The 24,929-nt window shown below is 33.6% G+C and carries 19 protein-coding genes; 12 read left to right on the top strand and 7 right to left on the bottom strand.

What is annotated here, in order from left to right; translation table 11 throughout:
* The 7 genes from AADI82_RS03865 to AADI82_RS03835 form a co-directional block, all read right to left on the bottom strand.
* Positions 1-391, bottom strand: a 391-nt coding sequence (locus AADI82_RS03865) for an FAD-dependent oxidoreductase (protein WP_341215150.1), incomplete at its 3' end; no start/stop codon positions are given.
* Positions 392-654: 263 nt separating this feature from the next.
* Positions 655-1,368, bottom strand: coding sequence for a DUF1080 domain-containing protein (locus AADI82_RS03860; protein WP_341215149.1), 714 nt, complete (start codon positions 1,366-1,368; stop codon positions 655-657).
* Positions 1,369-1,485: 117 nt separating this feature from the next.
* Complete coding sequence (locus AADI82_RS03855; protein WP_341215148.1) at positions 1,486-2,538, bottom strand: sugar phosphate isomerase/epimerase; 1,053 nt, start codon at positions 2,536-2,538, stop codon at positions 1,486-1,488.
* Positions 2,539-2,638: 100 nt separating this feature from the next.
* Positions 2,639-3,772: a Gfo/Idh/MocA family oxidoreductase gene (locus tag AADI82_RS03850; RefSeq protein ID WP_341215147.1), complete on the bottom strand. Its 1,134-nt coding sequence runs from the start codon at positions 3,770-3,772 to the stop codon at positions 2,639-2,641.
* 21 nt (positions 3,773-3,793) lie between these two features.
* Positions 3,794-4,957 carry an MFS transporter gene (locus tag AADI82_RS03845; RefSeq protein WP_341215146.1) on the bottom strand — a complete coding sequence of 388 codons (1,164 nt, stop codon included), beginning with the start codon at positions 4,955-4,957 and terminating at the stop codon, positions 3,794-3,796.
* Between the two features lie 31 nt (positions 4,958-4,988).
* On the bottom strand, positions 4,989-5,951 hold the full coding sequence (locus AADI82_RS03840; RefSeq protein ID WP_341215145.1) for a sugar phosphate isomerase/epimerase family protein: 963 nt from the start codon (positions 5,949-5,951) through the stop codon (positions 4,989-4,991).
* Between the two features lie 125 nt (positions 5,952-6,076).
* Positions 6,077-7,105: an AraC family transcriptional regulator gene (locus AADI82_RS03835; protein WP_341215144.1), complete on the bottom strand. Its 1,029-nt coding sequence runs from the start codon at positions 7,103-7,105 to the stop codon at positions 6,077-6,079.
* Between the two features lie 155 nt (positions 7,106-7,260).
* Between AADI82_RS03835 and AADI82_RS03830 the strand changes: the two genes are divergently transcribed.
* From AADI82_RS03830 to AADI82_RS03775, 12 genes are all read left to right on the top strand, one after another.
* Complete coding sequence (locus tag AADI82_RS03830; RefSeq protein WP_341215143.1) at positions 7,261-8,985, top strand: GMC family oxidoreductase; 1,725 nt, start codon at positions 7,261-7,263, stop codon at positions 8,983-8,985.
* 5 nt (positions 8,986-8,990) lie between these two features.
* On the top strand, positions 8,991-9,572 hold the full coding sequence (locus tag AADI82_RS03825; RefSeq protein WP_341215142.1) for a gluconate 2-dehydrogenase subunit 3 family protein: 582 nt from the start codon (positions 8,991-8,993) through the stop codon (positions 9,570-9,572).
* 11 nt (positions 9,573-9,583) lie between these two features.
* A complete protein-coding gene (locus tag AADI82_RS03820) occupies positions 9,584-10,387 on the top strand; it encodes a DUF1080 domain-containing protein (protein WP_341215141.1) in 804 nt (267 codons plus the stop codon).
* A gap of 13 nt (positions 10,388-10,400) precedes the next feature.
* Positions 10,401-11,375, top strand: coding sequence for an SUMF1/EgtB/PvdO family nonheme iron enzyme (locus AADI82_RS03815; RefSeq protein ID WP_341215140.1), 975 nt, complete (start codon positions 10,401-10,403; stop codon positions 11,373-11,375).
* Between the two features lie 12 nt (positions 11,376-11,387).
* On the top strand, positions 11,388-12,716 hold the full coding sequence (locus AADI82_RS03810; RefSeq protein ID WP_341215139.1) for a Gfo/Idh/MocA family oxidoreductase: 1,329 nt from the start codon (positions 11,388-11,390) through the stop codon (positions 12,714-12,716).
* Between the two features lies 1 nt (position 12,717).
* Entirely contained in the window at positions 12,718-13,647 is a 930-nt protein-coding gene (locus AADI82_RS03805; protein WP_341215138.1) for a TIM barrel protein, read from the top strand.
* 10 nt (positions 13,648-13,657) lie between these two features.
* Positions 13,658-15,097 (top strand): Gfo/Idh/MocA family oxidoreductase, encoded by a 1,440-nt coding sequence (locus AADI82_RS03800; protein ID WP_341215137.1) that lies wholly within the window; start codon positions 13,658-13,660, stop codon positions 15,095-15,097.
* Positions 15,098-15,108: 11 nt separating this feature from the next.
* Positions 15,109-15,501 (top strand): transmembrane 220 family protein, encoded by a 393-nt coding sequence (locus AADI82_RS03795; protein ID WP_341215136.1) that lies wholly within the window; start codon positions 15,109-15,111, stop codon positions 15,499-15,501.
* 102 nt (positions 15,502-15,603) lie between these two features.
* The gene (locus tag AADI82_RS03790) at positions 15,604-18,414 is read left to right on the top strand and encodes a TonB-dependent receptor (RefSeq protein WP_341215135.1); all 2,811 of its coding nucleotides are present in this window, start codon (positions 15,604-15,606) and stop codon (positions 18,412-18,414) included.
* Positions 18,415-18,448: 34 nt separating this feature from the next.
* Positions 18,449-19,930: an FGGY family carbohydrate kinase gene (locus tag AADI82_RS03785; RefSeq protein WP_341215134.1), complete on the top strand. Its 1,482-nt coding sequence runs from the start codon at positions 18,449-18,451 to the stop codon at positions 19,928-19,930.
* A 1-nt stretch (position 19,931) separates the two neighbouring features.
* Positions 19,932-21,236, top strand: a complete 1,305-nt coding sequence (gene xylA / locus AADI82_RS03780; RefSeq protein ID WP_341215133.1) for a xylose isomerase — start codon at positions 19,932-19,934, stop codon at positions 21,234-21,236.
* Positions 21,237-21,257: 21 nt separating this feature from the next.
* Positions 21,258-24,629 carry a ThuA domain-containing protein gene (locus AADI82_RS03775; RefSeq protein WP_341215132.1) on the top strand — a complete coding sequence of 1,124 codons (3,372 nt, stop codon included), beginning with the start codon at positions 21,258-21,260 and terminating at the stop codon, positions 24,627-24,629.
* The last annotated feature ends 300 nt before the right edge of the window (positions 24,630-24,929 follow it).

Raw genomic sequence — 24,929 nt, 5'->3', positions numbered from 1 at the left:
AATATTTTTGTTCAGATTCTAATCCTAAATATTTGGCTGATGCTCCTGTTGATATAATTACGGTGTCACAATGAATTTCTTTTTCATCATTAACCCATACTTTATGAACATCTCCAGAAAAATCTACTTTAGTAATCCAACCATTACGAACATCGGTATCAAAACGTTCTGCTTGTTTTTGTAATTCAATCATCATTTCTGGCCCAGTAATGCCGTCTGGATAACCTGGGAAATTTTCTACTTCGTTAGTGGTTGTTAATTGTCCACCAGGTTGTGTTCCTTGGTATAAAACTGGTGCCATATTTGCTCTTGCCGCATAAATTGCAGCAGTATACCCTGCAGGTCCAGAACCTATAATTAAGCATTTTACTTTTTCTATTGTATCTGACATATTTTTCAAAATTTATAGTAACAAAAGTAGTTTTTTTGGCTTAATGCTTACACAGAAGTTATCAACAGTTTTTATTAAAAGATAACTTTAATTTATAAAAAAACTCAACCATAAAGCTGAGTTTTACTATTTTGATGATAAATAATATTATGAAGATTAAAATGAATATGCTAACATTAATAATTTCACTTAAACAAAGTAAAATTAGTTTAAAAAAATATATTGACGCTGTGGCCTAAACTTATTAGTACTATAATAAAATCTTATAATTCTTTAATTTTTATATTTCTGTACCATACTTTATCACCGTGGTCTTGCAAACCAATATGTCCTGTTTTATATTTTCCAAAACCTTTCCAATCTTTAAATTTTGAATTAGCAATCATTTTATCCCATACTTCGCCATGAAGTGGAAATTCAACTATTACTTTTCCATTTAGTGATGCGCTTCCTTTATTTGAATTATGATCTATTTTTATTACACATAAATTCCATTGACCTGCTGGTTTACATACATCGTAAGCTGGTTGTACCAAATCGTATAAAGCACCTGCTTGATGATATTTTGGATTTGCTTTTGCGTCTGGATGTCTTTCGTTATCTAACACTTGAATTTCTAGACCTGTATGATAGGCTTCAGGATAAGCTTCATCTTCAAAAACACTCCAAAAAATACCACTATTGCCACCTTCTGAAACTTTCCATTCAACAGATAAAACAAAGTTTGTGAATTTCTTTTTGGTTATTATGTTTTTACCACCACCTTCACTAGGTGTAAAAGCTAAAGTGCTGTCTTCAATTGTCCATTCTGGATATATACTATCGGACAAATAGCCTCGCCAATTATCTAAAGAAGATCCATCAAAAAGTGTTATCCATTCTTCTGCTAAATCTTTTTCAATAGGTGTATTATTTTTTTCTTGTTTACAAGAAACTAATACTAACAATACAAGTAATATTTTAATCAATAATTTCATTTATACTAATTTTAAATATTCTACGATTTATTTTTAAAAATTCAGAGTATAACAATTCAAATATATTTTATAAAAACACTTTACAATGTTTTTTCTATATACGATTATTATTTTAACCTAAAGACCCAGTATATTTTTTAATTGATCCTTATCGATTTCACCTCCAGCAAAATCATCAAAACTTCTTTGTACGGCTTTAATAATATGCTTTTGAATAAATGGAGCCCCTTCTTTTGCACCTTGATCTGAAGATTTTATACAACATTCCCACTCCATAACAGCCCAAACATCGCATCCGTACTTAGTTAATTTTGAAAATATACTTTTAAAATCTACTTGTCCGTCTCCCAAAGATCTAAAACGTCCTGCTCGATCTTTCCAATCTGCATAACCACCATAAACCCCTTGTTTTCCTGTTGGATTGAATTCAGCATCTTTTACATGAAACGCTTTAATATATTCGTGATAATAATCAATGAAAGTTAAATAATCTAACTGCTGAAGCACAAAATGACTTGGATCGTAAAGTATATTAACCCTTTTATGATTATTTGTTGCTCCTAAGAAACGCTCAAAAGAAATGCCATCATGTAAATCTTCACCAGGATGAATTTCATAGCATACATCGACACCTTGTTCTTCAAAATGATTTAAAATAGGCAACCAACGATTAGCTAATTCCTTAAAACCCATTTCCACCAATCCGTTAGGGCGTTGTGGCCACGGATACATAGTATGCCACATCAATGCTCCAGAGAACGTTGCATGAGAACTCAAGCCTAATCTTCTGCTTGCAGTTCCAGATTTTTTTACGAAATCTATAGCCCATTCTGTTCTTGCTTTTGGGTTATTTCTAACCGCTTCTGGGGCAAAACTGTCAAACATAGTATCGTAAGCTGGATTTACCGCAACTAATTGTCCTTGTAAATGTGTTGATAATTCAGTTATTTCTAAACCATACGACTCTACTTTTTCTTTTAGTTCATCACAATAGGTTTGATTTTCGGCTGCTTTTTCAATATCGATTAAACTAGATTCCCAAGTTGGAATTTGTATGCCTTTATATCCTAAATCTGCTGCCCATTTACACATACCATCTAGTGAATTAAATGGGGCTTCACTTCCAGCAAACTGTGCTAAAAAAACAGCAGGTCCTTTTATTGTTTTCATATGGTTATTCTATTATTTAATTAGGTCTGATGTAATTCACCAAAATAATATCGGTTGGCATCAACTTTATTAGCATGGTCATTTTATATTTTATATTGCTCTATATTTCTAACCAAACGTTACCTAACTTATGCGACTCAACACACTTTTCTATAAATTTCATGCCTCGTACACCATCATTCATTGTTGGATATTCTCCAATATCATAATTTTCATTTCTAATTGCTTTAGCTACACCATAATAAATATTCCCCATAGAATCGAATATGCCTTCAGGATGTCCTGGAGGTAATTTAGTACCATCTAAAGAAACGTTCCCATTATAAGCGTGTCCTGGCTTTAGTACTTGTAAAGGTTTATCATCCGTTAAATAATATAGATAATTCGGGTTTTCTTGTTTCCAATTAAAGCCGCCTTTTGTACCGTATATTTTTACTTCTAAACCGTTTTCCTCGCCAGTTGCTATTTGACTTGAACGAATAACACCTTTTACATATTCTGAAAAACGTATTAATATGGTTCCATCAACATCCAGTTGATTGTCTTCGTATCTAGTATTAAGGTCTGCTAAAATAGATTTAACTTCTAATCCAGTTAAATATTCAGCCATATTAAAAGCATGAGTCCCGATATCTCCAACACAACTACTTATTCCAGCTTTTTTAGGATCTAGACGCCATATTGTTTTTCGCAATTCTTTATCTAATAATATTGGGTTTATCCATCCTTGATAATATTGAATATCGACTTTTTGAATATCGCCTATAATACCAGATTGTATCATTTCTCGCATTTGACGAATCATAGGATAACCCGTATAGGTATATGTCACAGCAAAAATAGTTTTGGATTTTTCAAGCGCACGCTCTAAAACCTTAGCTTCATCAAGTGTAGTTGTTAATGGTTTTTCGCATATAACGTGAAACCCATTTTCAATCAGTTTCTTTGCCATAGGAAAATGCAAAAAATTTGGAGTAAGCACTGAAACTACTTCTATGCGTTCAGATTCTGGAAGTTTTAATTCTTCTTCAATAAACGTATCAAAATCAATATAAATACGGTTTTCAGGTAATCCTAATTTTTGTGCAAAACTTATGTTTTCTTCCCATTTGGGGTTAAAAACACCTCCTACTATTTGATATTTATCATACATTGAAGAGGCTACTCTATGTAATACGCCTATAAGCGAATCGCCACCACCTCCAAGTATTCCTAATCTTATTTTTTCTGACATTATTTTTCTTTTATATAAAAACTAAGCAGCTTTTCGTTTTTTCATGTAGATATTCAATCCTAAAAATGCTACAATTAAAATTGCTGGTAATATAGACATAGTTCGCAATGCTTCAGTAGCATTGGCATCATCCATAAGCTTACCCATAATAGGTAATACTAATGATACTGAAAACATTCCAGCACCTCCCATAATTGATAATCCTAAAGCACCTGTTTCTGGTAAATACTCAGCTATAAAACCTAACATTGTTGGCCAGAAAAAAGTAACCCCTACGGCAAAAACAGCTGCTGCAACAAATGTCATTCCGCCACTAGTAATCGTTAGCATCCAAAGACCTATAAAAGTAAATATTGCAGAATACAAAAGCATTCCTGAAGGACTTAATTTATGAACAACTTGACCCGCAGATAATCTGCCCAAAGCCATAATACCATTTATAAAAGCTAGTACCAATAACGGTGCAGAAACAGATTCTTTTAGTAATGATTCAATACGTTGGGTTGTACCTAATTCTGAAGCTGCTGTAAGAAACATACAAGCCACCATAAATAAGAACAATGGATTTAATACACTTTTAAACATTTTCTTATTACTGATTCCAAGCTGTACACGTTCAGTAACAGGAAATTTTTGACCAAAAAACATGATACCATAAATTATAAGTGGAATAAACAAAGTTGCCACCATAACTTGCCAGCTTAATCCCATTACATCCATTATAAGCCACCCTAATATGGAACCAATTACAATACCTCCAGGAAACCAGACATGAAACCTATTAAGCATTTTGGTTTTATTATCTGGGTACATAGATGCAACTAATGGATTTAATGCAGCTTCTACCATACCATTTCCTATACCTACAAATAATGTAGCTATAAAAAGTGACGTCATAGAATCTGCCATTAATGTTAAAACAATTCCAATAATATGTGTAAAAAAAGCAATCCACGTAATTTTTTTAATTCCAAGTAAATCAACTAAAGGGCCACCTATAATCATTGCAATTGTAAACCCGAAAAATGCAGGTGCAAAAGCATACCCAAGCTGCTCTAGAGTTAATCCAATACCTCCTGGTCCAAAAACAGTTTCTAACCTTGCTCTTATAGCAAAGGTCATAGATGTTGTAATCAAAGCAAGACAACTTGCTAGAAAGAGCTTGTTTTTATTAATGTTTTCCATTTTATTTTTAGTTTTAGATAGTTAGTCTTCTTTACTTTACCTCTCCTGCAGCCTTTTCAAGTAATTTTTTAGTTGCGATAATACCCTCCTCTTCTCCTAATCTACTTCCTTCGTATTCTATTCCTATGTAACCTGAATATCCTGCATCTTTAACAGTTTGCAAAATTCTTACATAATCAATAACAGTTTCATTTCCTTGTTCATCAAAGTCATACGATTTGGCACTAACAGCTTTAGCATAAGGCATTAACTCTTTAATACCTTTATATTTATCGTATTCGTCTTCGCAACCATCTTTTTTCCGCTTAATGCAAAAATTACCAAAATCTGGCAACGTTCCGCAATTAGGCATATTCACTTTAGCCATAACCGAAGATAGCCACTGCCCATTTGATGTAAAGCCACCATGGTTTTCTACCAAAATATTAATTCCTTTTGTTTGGGCATATTCTGATAGTTTTGTTAAACCCACCACTGCTTGATTTAAAACTTCATCATATGTGCCATCTCCATGTGCATTAACTCTAATGGAATGACATCCTAAAGCTTTTGCTGCATCTACCCATTTTTTATGCTTTTCTAATGCAGATTTTAATTCATTTTCATCACTGGTTGCCAAATTACCTTCACCATCAATCATTATAAGTAAATTTTTTACTCCATGCTTTTCACTTTCAGCTTTAAGTTTTTTTACAACCTCATCAATACCCATTTCGTTAACCTCTTTTTTATAAAGACCACTAACATATTCGATAGCTTCAAAACCTAAACTTTTAGCTTCTTTAGCAAAATCAAAAGGGCTCATTTCTCCATTTCTAATCTTTTTATGTAAAGACCATTGCGCTAAAGAAATTTTGAAAAACATAGGCTGCTCGATTTCTTCTGTTACTGTTGAAATTGTTTTTTCTTTAGATTTTTTACAAGCAGAAAAAGCTAGTATTGACGATACAATAATGATTTGAGTAGTATTGTAAATTAACTGTTTTATATTCATGGTTAGTTGTTATTTGGTTAAACAATAAATTTAGTTAACAACGTGAATATAAATATTAGAACTTAAAACAATGTGTATTTTTATTCAGTGAAAGAATTTAAACAACTTTAATCATTAAAAAGCAGTTAGGTTAGTTGATAATTTTCCGTTGCGTTTTTCAATCTATACTCATTAGGCGAACATTTTTCGTGCTTTTTAAATACTGTAGCAAAATATTGACTTGTTGCAAAACCACACATATAAGCTACCTCTGCTATAGTTAAATTTTTGTCTTCCAGAAGTATTTTTTTTGACATCTCTAAACGCTTCATAGTCAAATAACGCATTGGTGTTAAGTTAGTTAATCTTTTAAAATGATGTGTAAACCTAGTTAAGCCAACGCCTGCAGACTGAGACATCAACTCAATAGTCCAGTTTTTAGTCAAATTATTTTCCAGCTCTTTAAGGAAAAATTTTACACTTCTTGAACTATCAGTAAGTGACTCATTTAAAACAATATCATCAGTATTCAATAAATCAAGTATCAAAATTAAAAGGTAATTAACAAGAAGTCTAATTCTTGAGGCATTACTACCATTAACATCGGTATCAACAGCTTTACTTATCTGAAGAAAACAATCTCTTATCTTTTTATCTGTTTTTAAAATAGATTTTTCATTCTGTCTTAAAATTGTAGTAAGCCTTGATAAATCATCAGGTGTTAAAGTAATCCACTCTGGCCAAACCCAATCTTGATGAGGCCTGCGCACACCTAAATCTATAATAACCCAATAAAATTTACCCATTCCTATATTCGGGTTTCCAACTTTATGAGCTTCCCAAGGTCTAGTAATAGTTAAATAATTAGGTTGCAAAACCATTTCCTTATTTTCTTGAGAATATGGCATTGTACCAGACTCTAAAAAATGAAACTCAATCCCTTCATTTCTATGCCAATCTAAACCCCAATCTTGGGGTTCATTAGCATCCCAATATCCAATACTGTTTAATCCTAACGTGTTTTTATCTAAGCGATCACCAGGATAAGTATGTCTTGCCAATGCTTTAAGCTTTAATTTTTTTCTATTAACCGCATCTACTAATGGTAAGCAAGTATCAGCATGATAAACAATTCCGTCCGCCTCATAAGGCTGTATTTTTTGTATATTTATCATCACTGAAATAATTTGAACATTATTATACTGCAAATTAATTAATTTTCCATGTATTTTAGAGTTTAATTTTCATTTTCTCAATTTTTAACAAAAAAATCATTACACATTTACCTTAAATTAGTTTTTGTAACTAAATAATACTTCAAAGCGTTTTAATGAAAAAAATAGAAATAACAAAAAATCTTGAATCTTATGATGCCATCGTTATAGGGACAGGGGTTACAGGTGGTTGGGCAGCCAAAGAACTTTGTGAAAAAGGATTAAAAACCTTAGTTCTAGAACGCGGTAAAATGGTTAAGCATGTAGAAGATTACCATACCGCACATTTAGACCCTTGGGATTTGCCAAATGGTGGTCAACCAACAAGAAAAACCTTGGAGCGAAAGCCAAAACAAAACCGCTCGGGTATTTATATTATGCACGAAGCACAGCAACACTATTTTGTTGACGATTTAAAACATCCTTACAATGAAAAAAGACGATTTGATTGGATTAGAGGTTACCATGTTGGTGGGCGATCCATTATGTGGGGCAGACAAAGCTACAGATTAAGTGATATTGATTTTGAAGCTAATAAAAAAGAAGGTATTGCTATAGATTGGCCTGTAAGATATAAAGATATAGCACCTTGGTACAGTTATATTGAAAAGTATATTGGTGTAAGTGGAGAAAAACTAGGACTTAAACAATTGCCTGATAGTGAGTTTTTAAAACCTATGGAGCTTAATTGTGTTGAAAAACATTTAAAACAAAAAATTGCAGAGAATTTTGATGACAGACTCCTTACAATTGGAAGAACAGCACATATAACCGAAGGCGTTAAACCAGGATTAGGAAGAACTACATGCCAGTTTAGAAATAGATGCATGAGAGGCTGTCCTTTTGGAGCTTATTTTAGTAGTAACTCATCAACACTACCTGCTGCCGAAGCAACTGGAAATATGACTTTAAGACCTAACTCGATTGTGCACGAAATAATATATGATGACACATTAAAAAAAGCTACTGGTGTTAAAGTGATAGATGCCGAAACCAAAGAAACTGTTGTATATAATGCAAAAATTATTTTTTTATGTGCCTCAGCTATAGCTTCTGCTTCAATTTTATTACAATCAAAATCAAAACGCTTTCCTAACGGCTTAGGGAATGATAGTGGTGAATTAGGGCATAACATTATGGATCATCACTTTCATGTAGGAGCCACAGCAAAAGTTGATGGTTTTAATGATAAATATTACAAAGGGCGCAGACCAACCGGAATTTATATTCCACGTTTTAAAAACTTGGGAGGCAAAACGAATACCAAAAAATTTAAAAGAGGTTATGGTTATCAAGGTGGGGCTACAAGAGGAAAATTAAGTGAATTAGTTGCCGAATTAAAATATGGGTCTGAATTAAAAGAAGAAATCTTAAAACCAGGATCTTGGACGGTTGGATTATTAGGTTTTGGAGAAACACTACCAAATCATAATAACAAAATGTTTCTTGATTACAGCAAAAAGGATGAATGGGGTTTGCCAACAGTAACCTTTGATGCAGATTTTGGAGAAAATGAACTGGCTATGAGAGAAGACATGAAAAATCAAGCCGTAAATATGCTAAAAGCTGCTGGTTATAAAAATGTAACAGGATATGATAATTCAAAAAAACGAGCCATGGGATTAGGCATACATGAAATGGGTACTGCCAGAATGGGACACGATCCTAAAACCTCAGTACTTAACAAATACAATCAAATACACGCTTGTAAAAATGTATATGTAACTGACGGATCTTTTATGACATCGTCTGGATGCCAAAACCCATCACTTACTTACATGGCGTTCACCGCAAGAGCTGCTAATCATGCTACCGAAAATTTTAAAAAGTCTAATACATAGTTAAAATGAATAGAAGAAATGCTTTAAAAAAACTAGGATTAGGTTCTGGAATTGTTTTTGCTACTCCAGCACTTATTAGCTTTTTACAAAGTTGCAATGATGAAACTAACACATGGCAACCTATATTTTTAACGCTTGAAGAAAGCAACATTTTAAAAGCAATTACTGATGTAATTATCCCGAAAACTGATACACCTTCGGCTTCTGAAGTTAATGTACCTCAGTTTATTGATAAATATTTAGATGAAGTTACAGAGTTAGAAGATCAAAAAAACATAAAAGAAGCATTTCAAAAATTAATCAGTATTATCAAATCTGATTATAATGAAAATATTAATAAAGTTTCAGAAGATCAATACAAACTTCTTTTAGATAAACATATGTTATTAAAAGAACCTCAAAGAGAAAAAAACCAACCTATGTCAATATCCAATTTACTAAATACGATTAAATGGATGACTATTAATGCTTACTTAATAACTGAGCATATTGGAGAAAATGTTTTAGCTTACGATCCTATTCCAGGATACCAAAAAGGTTGTATTACAGTAAACGAAGCCACTGGAGGAAAAGCTTGGTCTTTATAAAAATAAATAAAATGGTTAAAAAATATAATATTGTAGTAATTGCTTTTTGTACAATTCTTTTATTCAATTGTAAAAATGAAGAAAAGAAAAAAGTTGAAACTCCGAAAAAAGAAAATTGGGTAAAATTATTTAATGGCAAAGATTTAAATGATTGGACAATCAAAATAAAAGGGCAACCAGTAGGCGTAAATTACAAGAACACTTTTATTATAGAAAATGAGGTGCTAAAAGTTAATTATGATGGATACAATGACACCTTTAATGAATCTTATGGGCATATTTATTATAACAAAGAGTTTTCTAATTATAGGTTCAGAATGCAATATCGTTTTACTGGAGAACAATTAAAAGATGGCGCAGGATGGGCAACCAGAAATAGCGGCATAATGGTTCATTGTGAAGACCCTAAAAAAATTGGCTTAAACCAAGATTTTCCTGTTTCAATTGAAGTACAACTTTTAGGAGGCCTTGGAAGTGGCGAGCGACCAACAGGCAATTTATGCACTCCAGGAACCAACGTAGTAATGAATGATGAATTATTTACCCCACATTGTGTTAATTCTAAATCTAAAACCTATAATGGAGATCAATGGGTAAATGTAGAAATTGAAGTTAGAAATGATTCCATAATAAAACATTTTATTAATGGAGAAAATGTACTTACTTACACAAAACCTAAAATTGGTGGTTCAGTTGACTATAATGAAGCGTACTGGAAAAAATTAGAAGGTACGCCTCTAAAAAAAGGCTATATTTCTTTACAAAGTGAAAGCCACCCTGTTGAATTTAAAAATATAGAAATACTAGAATTATAAGTATCTACAAAAAATGAAATTAAACTATTTTATAAAATTAGGTTTAGCTTTTTTATTACTATTAAAAAGTCAACTACTAGTTGCACAAGATTTTAATAACTATACCCAAGATTTAAAGGAAGAAATTATTACTATTGAAATGGTAGCAGTAAAAGGTGGCACATTTTTAATGGGTGCAAATGCTGATGATACTACGCGCAATGATGATGAAAAACCAAGCCATGAAGTAGAGGTTGGTGATTTTTGGATGGGTAAATATGAAATAAATTGGGAGCAATATGATGCTTTTGTTTTTGGAGAATTTGGTCCAGAAAAATTTAAAGACATTAAAGCACTAAATGAACTAGGAATTGATGCGGTCTCTGGAGCAACTCCGCCATATGTCGATATGAGTTTTAATATGGGAAAAGGAACAGCTCCTGCAGTAAATATGACACAATATGCAGCCATTATGTATTGCAAATGGTTAACCTCAAAAACTGGTATATTTTATAGATTACCCACTGAAGCAGAGTGGGAATACGTTTGTAAAAAAGGTAAAACAGATGAAGCTAGCAATTTAAAAAATGTGGCTTGGTATGATGAAAATACAAATGACAAATATGAAAAAACTGGGTTAAAAGAAGCAAATGATTTAGGTATACATGATTTATTAGGCAATGTATCTGAATGGGTTATGGATCAATATGATGCCGATTTCTATAAATCATCACCAAAAGTAAACCCATGGAATAAACCAACAGAATTATACCCAAGAGTTGTACGAGGAGGTTCATGGAAGGATACAAAAGATAAATTATGTTGTACAGCTAGAGGTCAATCTAAACAAAAATGGAAAAGAAGAGATCCTCAAATTCCAAAAAGTGATTGGTGGCATACTAATGCGCCATTTGTTGGTTTTCGTGTGGTTAGACCTAAAGTTCAACCATCAAAAGAAGAAATAAAAACATATTGGCTTTCTGTAATTGAAGATTACGGATTAAACTAAAAACTTAAAACCATGAAACAAAAAAAGAACAATTTATCAAGACGTAATTTTGTGAAAGGATCATCTTTAGCAGCTGGAGGTATTTTACTAACACCTTCATTACTAACCGCCAGCCCAATATTTAATAAAGTTAAAAAATTAAAACTAGCTGTTGTAGGATGTGGAGGACGCGGGACAGGTGCTGTAAGTCAAGCATTAAAAGCAGACGAAAATGTAGAATTAGTAGCCATGGCTGATGCTTTTGAAGATCGGTTAGAAAATGCCTATACCAGTCTAACCAAAATGTTTCAAATTGGCAAACTTAATGTAAAACCATCCCATAAGTTTGTGGGTTTTGGTTCCTATAAAAAGGCTATAGATGCTGCTGATGTCGTTATTTTAACTACACCTCCAGGATTTAGACCTAAGCATTTTGAATATGCCGTATCTCAAGGAAAACATGTTTTTATGGAAAAGCCTGTCGCTACAGATGTTGCAGGTATTAAAAAAGTATTAGAAGCTGCAAAAGTTGCAAAAGCTAAGAAATTAAATGTGGTGGTTGGCCTTCAAAGACACTATCAAACAAGTTGTATTGAAGCATATAATCGTATTAAAAAAGGTGATATTGGTCAAATTGTATCTGGTCAAGTATATTGGAATGGTTCAGGAGTTTGGGTAAGACCTCGCAAAGCAAATCAGACAGAAATGGAATATCAAATGAGAAATTGGTACTATTTCAATTGGATTTGTGGAGACCATATTTTAGAGCAACATATTCACAACATTGATGTTGCCAACTGGTTTATTGGCGGATATCCAATAAAAGCTACCGGAACTGGTGGTAGAGAAGTTCGCAAAGGAAAAGATCATGGTCACATTTTTGACCACCATGTTGTAGAATTCGAATATGAAAACGGAGCTATAGTTTCTAGCCAATGTAGACATCAACCAGGAACAAAACATAGAGTAGATGAAACTTTTCAAGGTACTTTAGGAACCTCTTATACTGATGGAGGTGGTTCTACAAGATTAAAAAAATACGATGGTACAAACATATATACTCATGATAATGAAAATGATATTAATCCATATCAACAAGAACATAATCTTTTGTTTAAATCTATACGAAATGGAGAGGTTATTAGCGACGCTGAAAATGGTGCAAAAAGTACAATGACAGCTATTATGGGTAGAATGGCAACCTACTCTGGAAAAGAAATAACTTGGGATAAAGCTATTGCTCTAGACCATAAATTAGTTCCAGACGAAGACACGCTTACTTTTGATTCTGTGCCTCCAGTGATTCCAGATGAATTTGGAAATTATCCTATTCCAATTCCCGGAAAAACTAATTTTTTATAAAATGAAAAGAAGATTATTCATAAAAAAAAGTACTGCCACGGCATCTTTATTAGGGATTAGTGTAACGGGTATTAATGCGATGAATATTTTAGATTCAAATACAGAAACAAACATGAATAGTTTTAAATTAAATTACGCACCACATTTAGGTATGTTTAAAAACCATGCAGGAAACGCCCCCATTGATCAATTAAACTTTATGGCAGACCAAGGGTTTACTGCTTTTGAGGATAATGGTATGAAAGGACGAACTGTTGAAATTCAAGAGAAAATGGCAAAAACCATGTCTAATAGAAATATAACTATGGGCGTTTTTGTAGCTCATAAAATTTATTGGAAAGAACCTAACCTTGCAAGTGGCAATACTGATAAGCGAAAAGAGTTTTTAAAGGACATTAAAGAATCTGTTGAAGTTGCAAAACGTGTTAATGCAAAATGGATGACGGTTGTACCTGGTCATCTTGATTTAAATCAAAATATAGATTATCAAACCGCTCATGTTATTGAAACTTTAAAGCAAGCCTCGGCTATTTTAGAGCCTCATAATATAACTATGGTATTAGAACCTTTGAATTTTAGAGATCATCCTGGATTATTTTTAACCAATTCACCACAAGCCTATCAAATATGTAAAGCTGTAAATTCACCATCCTGTAAAATATTATTCGATATTTATCATCAACAAATTCAAGAAGGAAATTTAATCCCAAATATTGATAACTGTTGGAACGAAATTGCTTATTTTCAAATCGGCGACAACCCTGGCCGTAACGAACCAACCACAGGAGAAATAAATTACAAAAATGTATTTAAACATATTCATTCAAAAGGGTTTAAAGGCATATTAGGTATGGAACATGGAAATTCAATTCATGGTAAAGAAGGTGAATTAGCAATTATTGAAGCTTATAAAGCATCAGATAATTTTTAAATATTAACAAATGAAAAAAAACCATAAAGCAAATAACAGAAGGGATTTCATAAAGAAAACTGCTTTAACATCATTAGGGATTTCTATAATTCCAAGACACGTTATGGGAAAAGGGTTTATTGCTCCAAGTGATAAACTAAACATTGCAGTTATAGGTGGTGGTGGCAAGGGCTATTCTGATGCTATAAACGCATGGAATAATGGTAAATCAAACATTACTGCTATTTGCGATGTAGATTGGAATCAGTCAAAAAGGCTCATGGAAAAATTCCCTAATGCTTTAAAATACCGAGATTACCGTAAGCTTTTTGATGACGTAAAAGATATAGATGCTGTTACAGTTTCTACGCCAGATCACACCCATGCCGTAATAGCTATGGCAGCTATAAAAGCGAACAAACATGTGTATGTGCAAAAACCATTAACACATAGTATATATGAGGCTAGAATGCTTACAAAAGCTGCTAACAAATACAAAGTGGTAACACAAATGGGTAACCAAGGTGCTTCTGGAAATGGCGTGAAACAAATGATTAAATGGTTTGATGAAGGCAAAATAGGTACAGTTAATAAAGTACATGTTTGGACCAACAGACCCGTTTGGCCTCAAGGCATAAATACTCCTACAGACAAACCTGCTTTAATTGATGGTTTAGATTGGGATACTTGGGTTGGACCTGCTAAAATGGTAGATTACCATCCTTTATATCACCCATTTAAATGGCGTGGTTGGTGGAATTTTGGCACTGGTGCTTTGGGCGATATGGGTTGCCATTTAATTGACCCACCGTTTAGGGTTTTGGGATTAGGTTACCCAACTGAAGTTGAAAGTAGCGTTGGTGCAGTTTTCAAAAAAGATTGGTCTCCAGAATATTTACCAGAATCTTGCCCGCCTTCATCAAGAACACAATTAAAGTTTCCTGCAACAGCAAAAAATGCATCGGAAATCACATTAACTTGGTCAGATGGTGGTTTAAGACCTTTCCATCCAGATTTAATTCCAGCAGATCACCCTATTGGCGATCATGATAGCGCTAATGGTGTTATTATGATTGGAGACAAAGGCATTATGACTTGTGGAACATATGGAGTTGCACCAAAAATATACCTAAACAATGGAGATATTTTAACATTTGAAGATACAGAGAAAAGTATACTTCCTGAAAGTGGACATAATGCCTCTTGGGTAGATGCCTGTAAAGATGGTTTTGGTAAAGAAAAACATAAAGCACTTACCTCATCATTCGATTTTGCTGGACCACTAACAGAAAGTGTTTTAATGGGTAATCTTGCTATTAGAAGTTATAACCTTAGAAAGTCAAAAGGAAATGGTTTTGAATATCCTGGAAGAAAAAAATTATTATGGGATGGTGTTAATATGAAGATTACAAATTTTGAAGAAGCAAACCAATTTGTAAAAAGAACATATCGTGAAGGTTGGACACTATAATTCACTAACTAATGAAATTTACTAAACCTTTAAGTAAACGGAAAAAGAGTGTCAATTTTATTCTGTGTATTCTATTCATCGTTTTTGCACTATTACAATTAAATGATCCCGATGGTATTTTATGGTTTTCTATATATTTTGTTGTAGCTATTATATGTCTGTATCATAACTTTAAACCTATCCCTGCACTGTTTTTAATTCTAATAATAACTGCCTTATTAACTTATTCTGCATTTCATTTTTCATTATTTATTGATTATTTAAGAACAGAAAATAAAGAAGAAATTTTTGGCGAAATGATTTATGATAAACCCTATTTAGAAGGCACTAGAGAATTTATTGGACTTTTAATAGCTGCTTTTGGTATTATATACCAATTAAAGATTAGAAAAAATAGTAATTAAAACCATTGAATTAATATAATTTTTTCAAGATTCAAGTTACGCTATTGTTCAAAATATAATTAAAGCCTAAATTTAGAAACTTTACACTCTTCAAATTAAAATATGAACAAAATTATAATGCTTTTCATTTTTACAATAACAGGCTCGTTTTGTAATACCATTTATTCTCAAAATAACATTAGTGGAGAAGTAAAAGACAGACATGGCAACACTTTAGAAGGCGCAAATATTATTTTAAGCCCAACCGAAAATAGCACCATGACTAATGCAAAAGGTCTTTTCAAAATACAAAATATCCCCAATGGAAATTATGAAATAAGCATCTCTTATTTAGGATATAAAACCATAACAGATAATATTGAAATCTTTCAAAAAGACATGAAGTTGTCTTTTGTGTTAGAAGATGATTTATTAAGCCTACAAGCCATAGTAGTTACCGGTACTTTTGACCCTAGAATTCAATTAGAATCTAGTACTTCTGTAAGTATACTGAATTCAAAATCCATTCAACAAAACTACCCGCAAGGAACTGCAAGTTTGCTTCAAAATGTCCCTGGTACTTTTACTGATGCTTCGGCAGGTGAAGTATATACAAAGGTTTATACACGAGGTATTTCGGCTTCTGCTGAAGATGATATGGGTTGGTACTATGTGTCGCTTCAAGAAGATGGACTTCCCGTTAGTCTTGTACAACATTCATATTATAGTCCAGACCTTTTTCATCGTGCAGATTTAACTACCAAAAAAGTAGAAGCCATAAGAGGAGGAAGTGCATCCATTACTGCACTTAATGCTCCCGGAGGCATCTATAATTTTATTTCTCATGGCATTAAGAGTAAGTTTGGTGGTGATATTCAACTTACAAATGGTTTTCAAGGCGATGAAAATTATTTACATAAAATAGATGCCAATATTGGTGGACCGTTAGGTAATAACTGGTTTTTTAATGCTGGCGGGCATTACAGACATGATGATGGTGCTAGAAATACAGGTTTCCCTTTTAGTAAAGGTGGGCAATTCAAATTTAATGTAATTAAAAAAGATGCAAATGGATACCTAAAGTTTTATGGCAAAATATTAAACGACAAAACCAATAGGTACACAGGTGTTGCTGCTACAAATTGGAACAATCCTACGCCTGCTTTTGGACAGAATTTTAAATCAACCTCGCTATTAATGCCAAGTTTTAATGCTAATATTCCTGATGGACGTCACCTAAATAAGAAAAATAGCTTTAATCCATCTCAAGGTGTTTACGCCAAAGACTTTTCATTAGGTTTAGACCTTTTTCAAGATATAGGTAATAATTGGTCTTTAAAAAACAATATGAAATTTTCTGTAAAAGATGCCAATTGGCAAACCTCAATAAGCAATGCATTTGTGTCTTTAAATAACCCACTAGCCTATTTTATTAGTGGTGCTGGTTTCCCTATTGGGCAAGTTGTTTTTCGTGATGCGCAATCTGGCTCTGAGCTTGCTAGAGTTAACAATAGTGGTATTTTGGCTGGACAACCTATTCAATATCTAAGCGAAGGCTCTCTACCAAATGATGCCATTATGGGAACCTCGGCTTGGTACAAAGACAATAAAGCTGATGAATATATGCATCAATTTGCACTCCAAAAAAAATTAGAACATCACGATATTTCTACTGGTTTTGATTTTGGTTTTTCTAACACTGCTCAATTTACCCAAGGAAGTTTTGCATATGTAACCTACGAACCTAACCCGAGGATGCTTCAAGTAACACTTGAAAACCCGGGAGAACCTGTAATTGAGCTATCAGATGCCAATGGTGTTAGTAATTATGGCGGTTTGTTTTTTGTGAACGCTAGGGCTAAAGTAAGTCAGGTATCAACATTTATTAATGACCGATGGAAAGTTTCAGATGCTATTCACTTAGACTTAGGTTTGCGTTACGAAACCATCAAACACAAAGGGAACAAAGATCGTTTTACACCATTCACACAAAATGGTGGTTTAGATGGAAATGTTAATACAGCTTATGATAATGGTATTTTAGCTCCAACAGGTGAAAAAGATAATTTCAATTACAACTATAATTACCTATCTTTTTCTGGAGGTATCAATTTTAAAATTGATGATGAAGCAGCAATATTTTCCAGATTTTCACAAGGAAATAAAGCACCAGAATTAAACTATTATTTTAATAATTTCTCAAATGTACCCATTAACAAAAAAGGCGAAGTTCAAAAAATAAATCAAGCCGAAGTTGGTATAAAGTACAATCTTAAAGATTTTTCATTTACAAGCACTTTATTTTGGAGTCAGCTTAAAAATATTGGTATTGCTAATTTTGAATTTGACTCAGACGATAATAGCATTTTCTATACACCGATTCAATTTAATACATCGAGAACCATTGGCTTAGAATGGGAAAGTGTGTATTCACCTGTTCAAAATTTTATTTTTCGTTTTAACGGCATCCTTCAAAATCCAAAAGCTACTAAATGGAAAGTTTATGATGCAGCTGGTTCAGTAGATACCAATGATGATAGCATTGCAGACTTTTCAGGAAATACGCTTCCTTTTAATCCTAAACTCATGCTTAATCTGAGTAACGAATACCAAAAGGATAGTATATCAGCATTTATTAAATGGCAGTTTATGGGCAAACGATATGGTAATGTGTCTAATGGGTTTAAGCTTCCTGCTTATAGCATTTTTAATGCAGGGATTGGCTATCAAATAAGTAAACACCTATCGGCAGATATATTAGTCACTAATCTTTTTAACTCAGAAGGATTAGCCAACTTTTTTGGTGCGAATAACTTTGGAGCGAATGCCAATGGTGCTACACCTGAGTTTATTAACGCAAATCCGGATGCCAGTTTTGTGGTTTTTCCAGTTTTACGAAGAAGGGCTTTATTAAAATTAAATTACAGTTTTTAGCATAAAACTTAAAAATAAATAAACTAGTTTAACTATGTATTTATTAGGATTGGATATTGGTTCATCATCTATAAAAGCAAGCTTATTGCAAGTTTCTGATGGTGCTATAATAGCTCAAAATTTTGAACCTAAAGACGAAATGGATATTGTTGCACATCGTAATGGATGGGCAGAACAAGAGCCCTCTCTTTGGTGGAAATATGTTAAATTAATTATTCCAAAACTCATTGAAAGTGCAAAAATAGATAAGTCGCATATTGTGGCTATAGGTATTTCTTATCAAATGCATGGACTTGTTTTGGTCGATAAAAACAAACAGGTTTTAAGACCTTCAATTATTTGGTGCGATAGTCGTGCATCCAAAATTGGTAAAGAAGCCTTTAACGCTTTAGGTCCAAATTACTGCTTGAGTACCCTATTGAATTCTCCTGGAAATTTTACAGCTTCAAAACTAAAATGGGTTAAAGACAATGAACCCGATGTGTATGAGCGTATTTATAAAATAATGCTACCCGGTGATTTTATTGCTATGAAACTCACCAATAAAATTACAACTACCATTAGTGGTTTATCAGAGGGTGTTCTTTGGGATTTTAAGAATCATAAAATTTCGCAAACCTTATTAAATCATTATGGTTTAAAAGACACTTTAATTCCAGAAATCCAAGATACGTTTAGCTCGCATGGCACAATTACAAACGAAATTGCGTGTCAATTAGGACTTCCCGAAGGTATCCCCGTGTCTTACAAATCTGGAGATCAACCCAATAATGCTTTATCTTTAAATGTTTTAAAGCCTGGTGAAATTGCTGCAACGGCAGGAACTTCTGGCGTTATTTATGGCGTTGTTGATGATATAAAACCCGATTTACGTTCTCGTGTTAATGTATTTGCTCATGTTAACCATAAGGTTGAGCAACCACGATATGGTGTATTAGCTTGTATTAATGGCACAGGAATATTAAATGCATGGCTGCGGAAAAATATAACCCAAGGTTTGAGTTATTCCGAAATTAATGCTTTAGCAGAAACTGTAGAGGTGGGTTCAAATGGTTTGCAGGTATTCCCTTTTGGGAATGGTGCCGAACGTATTTTGGAAGACACAAATAATGGCTGCACATGGAAACATCTTAATTTTAACATCCATAACAAAGCGCATGTATTACGCGCAGCACAGGAGGGCATTGTTTTTTCTTTTCAGTATGGCATTAATATTATGAAATCCATGGGGTTGAAGTTAGATGTTATAAAAGCTGGAAATAATAATATGTTTCAAAGCAGTATTTTTAAAGAAACCTTAGCTTCCCTATCTGGAGCACAAATCGAAATATACGATACCGATGGCGCCATTGGAGCTGCAATTGGTAGTGGTCTTGGTGCTGGCGTTTATAAATCTTCAGACGAAGCTTTTAGCCGTTTTAAAAAACTAGAAACCATTCAACCAAATAAGAAAATGCAATCTAAAATAGAAGATGCGTATCATAATTGGGAAAAAGAATTAAAAAAAACATACTAATATGAGCACTTACTTTCCAAAAATTAAGAAAATTAAATACGAAGGAAGAGATTCGAAAAACCCTCTAGCTTTCAAATGGTATAACGAAAACCAACTCGTTAACAGTAAAACAATGAAAGACCATTTAAAATTTGCTGTTTCCTATTGGCATACCTTCTGTGGCGAAGGTGGCGACCCTTTTGGTCCCGGAACAAAAACGTTCCCTTGGGCCAATACAGATCCGTTAACCGCTGCAAGACACAAAATGGATGCTGCTTTTGAGTTTATCGACAAACTTAGCATTCCCTATTACTGTTTTCATGACACCGATTTAGTTGGCGATGGAAGTGTTTTTGACATCGAAAAACGATTACATCAAATTTTACCTTATGCCCAAACTAAACAAGCTGAATACGGCATTAAACTACTTTGGGGAACCGCCAATGTGTTTTCTAACCCGCGATACATGAATGGTGCAGCAACTAATCCAGATTTTAATGTATTAACTAAGGCTGCTGTACAAGTAAAAAACGCCATTGATGCTACCATAGCACTTGGGGGTACGGGCTATGTGTTTTGGGGAGGACGAGAAGGTTATATGTCGCTACATAATACCAACATGAAAAAGGAAATAGAGCACTTAGCCATGTTTTTAACCAAATCGAGAGATTACGCTAGGGCTCAAGGTTTCACGGGCACCTTTTTTATTGAACCCAAACCTATGGAACCCACCAAACATCAATACGATTTTGATGCTTCAACCGTATTGGGTTTTCTAAATAGATACGGTTTGGAAAAAGATTTTAAATTAAACTTAGAAGTTAATCACGCCACCTTAGCGGGTCATTCTTTTACCCATGAGTTACAAGTAGCCGCCGATGCCAATATGTTGGGAAGTATTGATGCTAACAAAGGTGATTATCAAAATGGCTGGGATACTGACGAATTCCCAACCAATATATACGAAGTTACAGAGGCTATGATGATTATATTGCAAAACAAGGGCTTAGAACATGGCGGTATTAATTTCGATGCTAAGACGAGGCGAAATTCTACCGATATGGAAGATTTATTTATAGCCCATATTAGCGGTATGGATACTTTTGCCAGAGCGCTTTTAACTGCAGAAAAAATATTGTCCGATTCCGATTATTTGGAAATGAAGCAAAAAAGATATGATTCGTTTAGTTCTGAATCGGGTAAGGATTTTGAAGCAGGCAAACTAAGTTTAAAAGACCTATATCAATTAGCTTCAAAAAATGGAGAGCCCGAATTGAAAAGTGGCAAACAAGAGCTTTTGGAACAGCTTATAAACAGCTATATATAAGAACCAATATTTAACTTAACTATGTTTAAAATAAAACCTAAGTTTATAAAATCCATTCTGATTTTCATCATAAGTATTTTGATCATTTCATGTGGCACAAAAGAAGAAAAAATATTGGTATTTAGTAAAACTGCAGGTTTCAGACACGGCTCAATTGAAGCTGGAATAACGGCATTAAAAAAACTAGGAAAAGAAAATAACTTTAAAGTGGTTGCTACTGAAGATTCCCTATACTTTGTTGAGGATTCTTTAAAACAATTTTCAGCAGTTGTCTTCTTAAATACCACAGGCAATATTCTAAATGAAGTACAGCAAGCCAATTTTGAACGCTATATTCAAGCTGGAGGTGGGTTTGTAGGTGTTCACGCTGCCACCGATACGGAGTACGAATGGCCTTGGTATAACAAACTCGTTGGAGCCTATTTTGAAGGACATCCACGAATACAAGAAGCAACTCTTAATGTAATTAACAACAATCATGAGTCAACTAAAACCCTTAAAACACCTTGGATAAAAGAAGATGAATGGTATAATTTTAAAAGTATCAATCCAGATATTAATGTACTCATTACCATAGACGAAACCACCTATGAAGGTGGCACGAATGGTGAAAACCACCCAATTTCGTGGTATCATAATTTTGATGGTGGTCGTGCTTTTTATACCGAAATGGGACATACAAACGAAACCTTCGAAAACACAACATTTTTAAATCATTTATTAGGTGGTATCAAATATGCCATTGGTAAAAATTCGCTTGATTATACCAAAGCAACATCAGATCGTGTACCTCCTGAAAATCGTTTTGTTAAGCAAGTCTTAGATTTCAACCTTAATGAACCTATGGAATTAGATGAATTACCAGATGAAGGTATCTTATTTGTCGAACGCCGGGGCGCATTAAAACTATTCGATTTTAAAACAGAACAAACCAAAACCATTGCGCAACTCGATTTATTTTATGGCAACGAAGATGGTTTGTTAGGTTTGGCGGTAGACCCCAATTATAAAACAAACCATTGGATTTACTTGTTCTATTCAGCACCAGGTGATGAACCTTTGCAACATGTTTCACGTTTTAATCTGATTGACAAAAAGCTGGATTTAGATTCTGAAAAAATATTAATTAAAATTCCGACGATTAGGGAATGCTGCCATAGTGGTGGTGCCTTAGAGTTTGGCCCTAACGGAAATTTATTCATTACCACAGGCGATAACACCAACCCTTTTGAATCGTCTGGTTATGCACCAATTGATGAGCGCGAAGGGAGAGCGCTTTGGGATGCGCAAAAATCGGCAGCTAACACCAATGATTTTAGAGGAAAGATTTTAAGAATTAAACCCGAGGATAATGGTAGCTATTCCATTCCTGAAGGCAATCTGTTCCCCAAAGGCACTCCAAATACAAAACCAGAAATTTATGTGATGGGCTGTAGAAACCCTTTCAGACCATCAATCGACAGTAAAACAGGATTCTTATATTGGGGAGATGTCGGTCCAGACGCTGGTGTTGATAATGCCAACCGAGGACCCAAGGGTATGGGTGAATTCAACCAAGCCAGAAAAGCCGGATTTTGGGGATGGCCTTACACCAGAGGCAACAATCAAGTTTATAACGATTATAATTTTATAACCCAAGAATCGGGAGCAAAATTTGACCCGAATCATTTGATCAATAATTCGCCAAACAACACGGGTTTAAAGGAACTTCCCGTGGCTCAGGAATCACTCATTTGGTATTCTTATGATAAATCAGACGAATTCCCATGGTTAGGCGTTGGCGGTGTAAATCCCATGGCAGGCCCTATTTATCATGCTTCAAATTACCCCAATGCAAACGATAATGCTTTTCCCGAATATTTTGAAGATAAACTGATAGTTTACGAATGGATGCGAGATTGGATTTATGTGGTGACACTTGATGAAAACCATAACTATAAAAAAGCAGAACCATTTATGTCATCAACAGAATTTTCACATCCTATGGATATGATTTTTGGTTTGGATGGTAATCTATATGTTTTAGAATATGGACAAAAATGGAACTCTCAAAACTTAGATGCACGCTTAAATAGAATATCTTATATCAAAGGCAACAGAAAACCTATAGCAAAAATCACTAACGATAAACAGGTTGGAGCCGCACCATTAACGGTTACTTTTTCAGGGTTGGAGTCTATAGATTATGATAATGATAAACTGACTTATAAATGGTCTTTTATTAATGATGAAGTACAATCAACAGAAGTGAACCCTTCATTTACCTTTAATGAATCTGGAACTTACACCGTAAGATTAACAGTAACTGATAAAAAAGGAGAAACGGATACTACGGAGACTAAACTTTTAGTAGGAAATGATCCGCCAGAATTAACCATCCAAATAGATCCTGAAAACACATCTTTTTGGGATTATAAAAAAATAAATTACAGCATCATTGTTAATGATAAGCAAGATGGAAGTACCGAAGATGGCTCTATTGATGCCAATAAAGTAAAAGTAACTTTAGATTATATCCCTGAAGGAAGCGATTTAATAAAAGCCACTTTGGGGCATCAACAAAACACCGTACCAGAAGGTAAAAAACTTATAGATGGTAGCGATTGTAAAGCTTGTCATGCAACCAACGAAAAAGTAAATGGCCCCAGTTACATCGAAATTGCCAATAAGTACACCACTAAAGATGCAGGTTATTTAATCAGCAAAATCATTAAAGGCGGAAGCGGTGTTTGGGGAGAAACTATGATGTCTGCACATCCCCAATTAAAACCAGATGAAGTTGATAAAATGGTAAAATATATTTTGTCACTAAAACCAGATAACGCTCCAGCAAAAAAGCAACTACCAATAAAGGGCACAATAATGTTTGATAAGCATATAGGCAGTAAAAATGAAGGCATGTATGTTTTAATGGCTTCTTATTTGGATAATGGTAACAAAGATCAACCAGAATCTAATCTATCTACTAGGGAGCAAATTATTTTTAAAGCACCTAAAATTGAAGCTGAAGATGCTAATGAAAAAAGTAATGGCTTAGGAGGTTGGAGTACTGATGGGCAAAAACTTGTAGGTTCTATTGTTCATAATTCCTATTTAAAATTCGACACACTGCCTTTAAAAGGTTTGCAAAGTATAAAATTATCTGTATTTTTTGCTAGTAACTATGCTTATGAAGGTGATGTTGAAATTAGAGAAGGATCGCCTAGCGGAAATCTTATTGGTAAAACGCACTTAAAGTATTTCAACAAAGATGAAGGCCTCATGAAGTATTACAAAATACCTGTAAAACCTAAAACTGATAAGGCTTCATTATTTCTTGTATTTAAAAATGAAACCGATAAAGAGCAATATATTGCTAATGCAAATTGGATTTTGTTGAATTATAAGCATTAGTCATTATTATAAATCAAAAAGGGCGTCAGTTATAATTAACACCCTTTTTGATTGAAAAACATTAATTGTTTGTAAAAATCTTGCGGTCTAGAATAGACCTTAAAGTATATGATGATAACTAGCAAAAATGTTTGGCTCTAGACTTTGTTAAGGTAGAGTACTAAACAATGAATACTCCATTTAACATTATCAATAGTCATATAGTAAGTACGTCTTCAGCAATACATTGATGTGTTAGAAGATGTCCTCTGTCGAAAAAATTTATTACCTTGAGTTATTTAATGAATATTGCAAATGGAA

The sequence above is a fragment of the uncultured Wocania sp. genome, assembly GCF_964021735.1.
Lineage (GTDB): Bacteria > Bacteroidota > Bacteroidia > Flavobacteriales > Flavobacteriaceae > Wocania_A.
This window is presented reverse-complemented; position numbering and strand designations above follow the sequence as displayed.

Bases quoted from the DNA above. Each gene is read 5' to 3' on its own strand.
- xylA (WP_341215133.1), top strand. From the start codon at position 19,932: ATGAGCACTTACTTTCCAAAAATTAAGAAAATTAAATACGAAGGAAGA.
- AADI82_RS03800 (WP_341215137.1), top strand. From the start codon at position 13,658: ATGAAAAAAAACCATAAAGCAAATAACAGAAGGGATTTCATAAAGAAA.
- AADI82_RS03840 (WP_341215145.1), bottom strand. From the start codon at position 5,951: ATGAATATAAAACAGTTAATTTACAATACTACTCAAATCATTATTGTA.
- AADI82_RS03775 (WP_341215132.1), top strand. From the start codon at position 21,258: ATGTTTAAAATAAAACCTAAGTTTATAAAATCCATTCTGATTTTCATC.
- AADI82_RS03805 (WP_341215138.1), top strand. From the start codon at position 12,718: ATGAAAAGAAGATTATTCATAAAAAAAAGTACTGCCACGGCATCTTTA.
- AADI82_RS03830 (WP_341215143.1), top strand. From the start codon at position 7,261: ATGAAAAAAATAGAAATAACAAAAAATCTTGAATCTTATGATGCCATC.
- AADI82_RS03810 (WP_341215139.1), top strand. From the start codon at position 11,388: ATGAAACAAAAAAAGAACAATTTATCAAGACGTAATTTTGTGAAAGGA.
- AADI82_RS03815 (WP_341215140.1), top strand. From the start codon at position 10,401: ATGAAATTAAACTATTTTATAAAATTAGGTTTAGCTTTTTTATTACTA.
- AADI82_RS03790 (WP_341215135.1), top strand. From the start codon at position 15,604: ATGAACAAAATTATAATGCTTTTCATTTTTACAATAACAGGCTCGTTT.
- AADI82_RS03850 (WP_341215147.1), bottom strand. From the start codon at position 3,772: ATGTCAGAAAAAATAAGATTAGGAATACTTGGAGGTGGTGGCGATTCG.
- AADI82_RS03825 (WP_341215142.1), top strand. From the start codon at position 8,991: ATGAATAGAAGAAATGCTTTAAAAAAACTAGGATTAGGTTCTGGAATT.
- AADI82_RS03785 (WP_341215134.1), top strand. From the start codon at position 18,449: ATGTATTTATTAGGATTGGATATTGGTTCATCATCTATAAAAGCAAGC.
- AADI82_RS03845 (WP_341215146.1), bottom strand. From the start codon at position 4,957: ATGGAAAACATTAATAAAAACAAGCTCTTTCTAGCAAGTTGTCTTGCT.
- AADI82_RS03855 (WP_341215148.1), bottom strand. From the start codon at position 2,538: ATGAAAACAATAAAAGGACCTGCTGTTTTTTTAGCACAGTTTGCTGGA.
- AADI82_RS03795 (WP_341215136.1), top strand. From the start codon at position 15,109: ATGAAATTTACTAAACCTTTAAGTAAACGGAAAAAGAGTGTCAATTTT.
- AADI82_RS03835 (WP_341215144.1), bottom strand. From the start codon at position 7,105: ATGATAAATATACAAAAAATACAGCCTTATGAGGCGGACGGAATTGTT.
- AADI82_RS03820 (WP_341215141.1), top strand. From the start codon at position 9,584: ATGGTTAAAAAATATAATATTGTAGTAATTGCTTTTTGTACAATTCTT.
- AADI82_RS03860 (WP_341215149.1), bottom strand. From the start codon at position 1,368: ATGAAATTATTGATTAAAATATTACTTGTATTGTTAGTATTAGTTTCT.